This window comes from Streptomyces sp. NPDC043896, assembly GCF_056435605.1.
Genome location: NZ_JBWKEE010000022.1, coordinates 154102 through 161707 on the forward strand (window position 1 = coordinate 154102; position 7606 = coordinate 161707).

A 7606-nucleotide genomic window follows, 5' to 3' on the forward strand; every position below is an offset into this window, starting at 1 on the left:
CGCGGCGTCAGAGCGCTCCCAGCTCGCCGTCGAGCAGGTCGAACAGGTCCTCCGCGGTCGCCGACTCGATGTCGGTCCCGTCGGCCGGCTCCGGCACCGCGGACGCCGTCCGCGCGTTCCAGGCGGCGAGCAGCTCCCGCAGGCGCGCCCCGACCGCCGCCTCGTCGGCCGCGTCCACCGAACCGAACGCCGACTCCAGCCGGTCGATGTCCGACAGCACCGCCGGCGGCGCCGGCTCGTCCGACCCGGCGAACTCCTCCCGCAGCCGCGCCGCGAGCGCCGCCGGGGTCGGGCAGTCGAAGACCACCGTCGGCGGCAGCCGCAGCCCCGTCGCCGCCGTCACCCGGTTGCGCAGCTCCAGCGCCGTCAGCGAGTCGATGCCCAGGTCCTTGAACGGCTTGTGCACGTCGACCGTGTCGGCACTCGCGTGACCGAACACCACGGCCGTGTTCTCCCGGACGATCTCCAGCAGTGCACGCTCCCGCGCCGCCGCCGGCAGCCCGCCCAGCCGCTCCGCCGGCGACGCCCCGCCCTCGGCCCGCGCAGCCGCGGCCGCGGCCCGCCGGGCACCGGACCGCACCAGACCCCCCCGCAGCAGCGGCGGCACCGGACCGGCCGCCCCCGACACCGCCCGCAGGTCCAGCCGCGCCGGCACCAGCACCGCCGAACCGTCCGCGAGCGCCGTGTCGAACAGGGCCAGCCCCTCCTCGGAGGACAGCGCCGGAGCACCGCCCCGCGCCGTCCGCGAACCCTCCCCGGCCACCAGGTGGGCCGTCATCTCGCTGGCCTCCTCCCACATGCCCCACGCCAGGGACACCGCGGGCAGACCCAGCGCCCGCCGCCGCTGCGCGAGCGCGTCCAGCGAGGCGTTCGCCGCCGCGTAGTTCGCCTGACCCGGATTGCCGAACACTCCGGCCGCCGAGGAGAACAGCACGAACGCCGCCAGGTCCAGGTCCCGTGTCAGCTCGTGCAGCGCCAGCGCCGCCGCCGTCTTGGGCCGCAGCACCCGCTCCAGCCGCTCCCCGGTCAGCGACCCGAGGATCCCGTCGTCGAGGACACCGGCCGTGTGCACCACCGCCGTCAGCGGATGCTCCGCCGGGACCCCCGCGAGCAGCCCGGCCAGCGCCTGCGGATCCGCCACGTCACACGCGGCGACCTCCACGTGCGCGCCCAGCCCCGCCAGCTCGGCCGTCAGCTCCGCCGCCCCGGCCGCCTCCGGCCCGCGCCGGCTCGTCAGCAGCAGCCGCCGCACCCCGTGCTCCCGTACGAGATGCCGGGCCAGCAGCCCGCCCAGCGCACCCGTACCACCCGTGACCAGCACCGTGCCGTCCCGGTCCAGCGGCGCCGGAACCGTCAGCACCACCTTGCCGGTGTGCCTGGCCTGACTGACGTACCGGAACGCCTCCTTCGCCTGCCGGACGTCCCACGTCGTCACCGGAAGCGGCGACAGCGCACCGCTCTCGAACAGCTCGACCAGCGCGGCCAGCATCTCGCCGATCCGCTCCGGACCCGCGTCCACCAGGTCGAACGCCCGGTACTCCACCCCGGGGTGCAGCTCCGCGACCTCCGCCGGCACCCGGATGTCCGTCTTGCCCATCTCCAGGAACCGGCCCCCGCCCGGCAGCAGCCGCAGCGAGGCGTCCACGAACTCCCGGGCCAGGGAGTCCAGGACGATGTCCACGCCCCGCCCGCCGGTCGCCTCCAGGAACGCACCCTCGAAGTCCAGGGTCCGCGAGTTCGCGATGTGCGCCCCGTCCAGCCCCGCCGCCCGCAGTTTGTCCCACTTCCCCGGACTGGCCGTGCCGTACACCTCCAGACCCAGGTGCCGGGCCAGCTGCACGGCCGCCATGCCGACACCGCCGGCCGCCGCGTGGATCAGCACCCGCTCACCCCGCCGCGCCCGCGCCAGGTCCACCAGCCCGTAGTACGCCGTCATGAACACGATCGGCACGGCCGCCGCCTGGGCGAAGCTCCAGCCCTTCGGGATCCGGTGCACGCTGCGCGCGTCGGCGACGGCCACCGGACCGAACGCCCCGTCGAAGATCCCCATCACCCGGTCGCCCGGCTTCACCGAGGTCACCCCCGGGCCCGTCTCCAGGACCACACCGGCACCCTCGCCGCCGAGTACGAACTCACCCGGGTACAGGCCCAGCGACAGCATCACGTCACGGAAGTTGAGGCCCGCCGCGCGCACCCCGATCCGCACCTGACCGGCCGCCGGCGGCCCGGCCGCCTCCGGCGCCGGAACCAGCGCCAGGTTCTCCAGCGTCCCCCGGCCCCGCACGTCCAGCCGCCACGGCTCCCCGCCGCCCGGCACCGCCAGCACCTCCCCGGCCCGCGCCCGCGCCAGCCGCGGCACGAGGAACACCCCGTCGCGCAGCGCGAACTGGGCCTCGTCCCCGGCCAGCGCGGCCGACAGCCGGTTCCAGCCCAGATCCCCGGCCGACGCCTCCTTGGGCGACACCTCCCCGACCGACGCCTCCCGGTGCGGGCCGTCCGCCAGCACGATCCGGCCCGGGTTCTCGGCCTGCGCCGACCGCACCAGACCCCACACGGCCGCCGCGGCCAGATCGTGCACCGCCTCACCGCCCCGCGCCACGACCGCGCCCGACGTCAGCAACAGCAGCCGCGACCCGGCGAACCGCTCGTCGCCCTGCCACTCCTGGAGCAGCGCCAGCGTCCGGCCGACCAGCTCCCGCACCCGCTCCGGCGCGGCCGCCCCGGCCCCCTCCGCGTCACCCGCGACGGGCACCACCACGACCTCCGGCACCACCGCCCCGGCATCCACCGCGGCGGCCAGCGCGCCCAGACCCGCGTACGCCTCGAAGCCGACCCCGGCACCGCGCAGCACCCCGGCCGCGTACGCGTCCCCGCCGCCCAGCAGCGCCCACGCGGCGCCCGCCGCCACCGAGGGCGCCGTCTCGGGCAGCGCCGCCTCGGCCCAGTCCAGCCGGAACAGGGCGTCCCGCAGGGAGCCGTCCTCCAACTGCCCCGCCGATACGGCGCGCAGTGCGAGCGATTCCACCGTGGCGACGGGTGCTCCGGCCTGGTCGGTGAGCGTCAGCGAGACCGCATCGGTTCCGGCCGGGGCGATCCGTACCCGCAGGGCGGAAGCCCCGGAGGCGTGCAGTGCGACCCCCGTCCAGGCGAACGGCAGCCGTGCCCCGCCCCCGCCGTCGGCGTTGACGAAGGAGCCGAGCCCGATGCCGTGCAGGGCGGCGTCCAGCAGGGCCGGGTGGATGCCGAACCGGCCCGCGTCGGCGGCCGCCGCCTCGGGGAGCGCGACCTCGGCGTAGACGTCCTCGCCGAGCCGCCAGGCGGCCTTCAGCCCCTGGAACACCGGCCCGTACTCCAGCCCGGCCGCCCCCAGCGTCCCGTACAGCCCGGCCACGTCCAGGGCCTCGGCCCCGGCCGGCGGCCACACCGCCGCACCGGCGTCCGCAGCCGGCGCGGCGACGGTCGCGGACACCGTGCCGGCTGCGTGCCGGATCCACGGGGCGTCCTCCGCAGCCTCCTCGGCCCGAGAGAACACGCTGACCGGACGCAGCCCCTGGGCGTCACCCGCCCCGACCAGCACGCGCAACTGCACGCCCCCGTCCTCGGGAAGCACCATCGGCGCCTCCAGGGTGAGCTCGTCCACGGTCCCGCAGCCCGCCTCGTCACCGGCCCGCACCACGAGCTCCGCGACGGCCGCCCCGGGCACCACCAGCTTCCCCATCACCCGGTGATCACCGAGCCAGGCCTGCGCCCGGGCCGCGAGCCGCCCCGTGAACATCACCCCGTCCGAGTCGGGCAGCGCGATGGCCGCGCCCAGCAGCGGGTGCCCGGCCGGCTTGAGACCGACGGACTCGACGTCCCGGGCGGCCTCCGCCGGGGCGTCCTCCAGCCAGAAGCGCTGCCGCTGGAAGGCGTACGTGGGCAGGTCGACGCGGGAGGCGCCGGACTCGGCGAAGAAGGTGTCCCAGTCGACGGACATCCCGCACAGGGCCTCCCAGTCGAGGTCCACGCCGTGCCGGTGCAGATCGGAGACCGCGGTGGTCAGCGACTGCTCCTCCGGCCGGTTGCGGCGGAGGGTGGGGACGAGAGCGGTGCTCTCGTGGGTGAGGCAGGGGCGGCCCATGGCGGTGAGGACCGCGTCGGGGCCGAGTTCCAGGAGGGTGGTGGCGCCTTCGGCTTCGAGGGTGCGGATGGTGTCGTGGAAGCGGACGGCTTCGCGGACGTGGGTGACCCAGTAGTCAGGGTGTGCGATGTCCTCGGACACCAGGCTGCCGGTGAGGGCGGAGACGAAGGCGATCTCGGGCTGTTGGAAGTTCAGGCCCGCGATGGTGGTGCGGAAGTCCTCCAGCATGGGGTCCATGAGGGGGGAGTGGAAGGCGTGGCTGACGCGCAGGGCCTTGGACTTGACGCCCTGCTTCGCGAGCCGTGCCACCACGCCTTCGACGGCCTCCCGCGCGCCGGAGATCACGACGGCCTGGGGCCCGTTGATCGCGGCGACGGCCGCGCCCGGCACGAGCAGCGGAGTGACCTGATCCTCGCTCGCCTGGACGGAGACCATGACCCCGCCCTCCGGCAGGGCTTCCATCAGGCGTCCGCGTGCGGTGACCAGCGTGGCGGCGTCAGCCAGGGAGAGCACCCCGGCGATGTGCGCGGCGGCGATCTCGCCCACCGAGTGCCCGCCGACGAAGCGCGGCACCACGCCCCACGACTCGACGAGCCGGTAGAGGGCGACCTCGACGGCGAACAGCGCCGGCTGCGTCATACCCGTCCGGTCCAGCGCATCGGCGTCCTCGCCGAACACGGTCTCCTTGACCCCGCCGCCCAGCTCCGCGCACACCGCGTCGAACGCGTCGGCGAACACCGGGAAGGCTTCGTACAGCTCGCGGCCCATGCCCGGCCGCTGGCTGCCCTGGCCCGTGAACAGCACCGCGAGCCCGTTGCTCCCCGCGCGCCCCTGGCCGTCGGCGGCCGGAGCCGCAGCGGTCGCCCCGTCACGGGCGAGCGTGCGCAGGCCGCCGAGGAACTCCTCGCGGTCCCGGCCCACGACCACCGCGCGGTGCTCCATCTCGGCCCGCCGCATCAGGGAGTACGCCACGTCGTCCACCCGCAGCTCGGGCCGTTCCTCCACGAACGCCAGCAGGCGTTCCGCCTGCGCCCGCAGCGCCTCGGCCGAACGGCCCGAGAGCAGCCACGGCACCAGGGCGCCGTCGGGGGCGGGACGGGCGGCCGCGTCCTCGGCCGTGTCGGCCTCGGGGGCCTGTTCCAGGATGATGTGCGCGTTGGTGCCGCTGATGCCGAAGGACGAGACGCCCGCGCGGCGGGCGCGCCCGGTCTCGGGCCAGGCGCGGTCCTCGGTCAGCAGTTCCACCGCTCCCGCCTCCCAGTCGACCTGGGAGGACGGGGCGTCGACGTGAAGGGTGCGCGGCAGGGTGCCGTGCCGCATGGCCTCCACCATCTTGATGATGCTCGCGACGCCGGCGGCGGCCTGGGTGTGCCCGATGTTGGACTTCACCGAGCCCAGCCACAGCGGTCGGTCCGCGTCCCGGTCCTGGCCGTAGGTGGCGAGCAGGGCCTGCGCCTCGATGGGGTCGCCCAGCCGGGTCCCCGTCCCGTGTGCCTCCACGGCGTCCACGTCGGCGGTGGTGAGGCCGGCGCTGTCGAGGGCCTGGCGGATGACGCGCTGCTGGGAGGGTCCGTTGGGGGCGGTGAGTCCGTTGCTGGCGCCGTCCTGGTTGACGGCGGAGCCGCGTACGACGGCCAGGACGGGGTGTCCGTTGCGGACGGCGTCCGAGAGGCGTTCGACGAGCAGCATGCCGACGCCCTCGCCCCAGCCGGTGCCGTCCGCGCCGTCCGCGAAGGACTTGCAACGGCCGTCCGCCGACAGCCCGCGCTGCCGGCTGAACTCCACGAAGGTGCCGGCCGAGGACATGACCGTCACACCGCCCGCGAGGGCCATCGTGCATTCGCCGCGCCGCAGCGCCTGGGCGGCGAGGTGCAGTGCCACCAGCGAGGACGAGCAGGCCGTGTCGACCGTCACCGCCGGGCCCTCCAGACCGAACAGGTAGGAGACGCGCCCCGAGGCGACGCTGCCGCTGCTGGCGGTCCCGCGGAAGCCCTCCAGCTCCTGCGGGATCGAGGAGAGCCGCGTCAGGTAGTCGCGGTACATCAGCCCGGCGAAGACGCCCGTACGGGACCCCTTCATCGCCTTCGGGTCGATCCCGGCCCGTTCGAAGGCCTCCCACGTGGCCTGGAGCAGCAGCCGCTGCTGCGGGTCCATGGCGAGGGCCTCGCGCGGCGAGATCCCGAAGAACTCCGCGTCGAACTCCGCCACGTCGTGCAGGAACCCGCCCTCGCGGGTGTACGAGGTGCCCCGGTGCTCGGGGTCCGGGTTGTAGATGGCGTCGAGGTCCCAGCCCCGGTTCTCGGGGAAGCCGGTGATGCCGTCGCGGCCGTCGGCGACGAGCCGCCACAGGTCCTCGGGGGATTCCACGCCGCCGGGGTAGCGGCAGCTCATGCCGATGATCGCGATCGGCTCGTCGTCGCCGACGGCCACCGCGGCGCCGGTCCGCGCGTCCGCGTCCTCGCCGACCAGCTCCGTACGGAGGAACTCGGCGAGGGCCGCCGGGTTGGGGTGGTCGAACACGACCGTCGGGGAGAGCCGGATGCCCGTCTCGCCCATCAGCAGGTTCCGGAACTCGACGGCCGTGAGCGAGTCGAAGCCCAGCTCGCGGAAGGCCCGCTCGGCCTCCACCGCGCCGCCTCCGCCGTGTCCGAGGACCACCGCCGCCTGGGTGCAGACCAACTCCAGCAGCAGCGACCGCTGTTCGGCCCGCCCGAGGGCGGCCAGCCGGTCGGCGAGGGAGCCGCCGGTCGCCGTGGCCGTGGCCGTGGCGGCCGCACCGCGCCGCCGGGGCGCGCTGACCAGGGACCTCAGCAGGCCCGGCACCTGGCTCCGGGTGCGCAGGGTGGGCAGGTCGAGGGGGACGGGGACGAGGAGGGCCTCGTCGGTGGTGAGGGCGGCGTCGAAGAGGGCGAGGCCCTGACCGGGGGTGAGGACCTGGACGCCGGAGCGGCCGATGCGTTCGACGTCCTCGGGGGTGAGGGTGTCGCCCATGCCGCCGACTCCGGTCCACAGGCCCCAGGCCAGCGACAGGCCGGGAAGGCCCGCCGCGTGGCGTTCGGCGATGAAGGCGTCGAGGAAGGAGTTCGCGGCGGCGTATCCGGCCTGTCCGGCACCGCCGAACACACCTGCGACGGAGGAGAAGACGACGAAGGCGGACAGGTCCGTGTCGCGGGTCAGCTCGTGCAGGTTGACGACGGCGTCGGCCTTCGGGGCGAGGATGCGCGAGACGCGTTCGCCGGTCAGGGAGCCGATGGTTCCGTCGTCCAGGACCCCGGCGACGTGGACGACCCCCGTGAGAGGCCGGTCGGCGGGGATGGACCCCAGCAGGTTGGCGAGTGCGGTGCGGTCGGCTGCATCGCAGGCCGCGATCCGTACCCGGGCGCCCAACTGTGCGAGTTCTTCGGTGAGTTCGGTGGTGCCGGGGGCTTGTTGGCCGCGTCGGCTGGTGAGGAGGAGGTCGCGGACGCCGTGTTCGGTGACGAGGTG

General features: G+C 75.3%; 1 protein-coding gene. It reads right to left on the reverse strand.

All coding sequences use genetic code 11. The annotated features are described in order from the left end of the window. Positions 1–7: 7 nt before the first annotated feature. Positions 8–7606, reverse strand: a 7599-nt coding sequence (locus AC069X_RS28440; RefSeq protein ID WP_478732816.1) for an SDR family NAD(P)-dependent oxidoreductase, incomplete at its 5' end; no start/stop codon positions are given.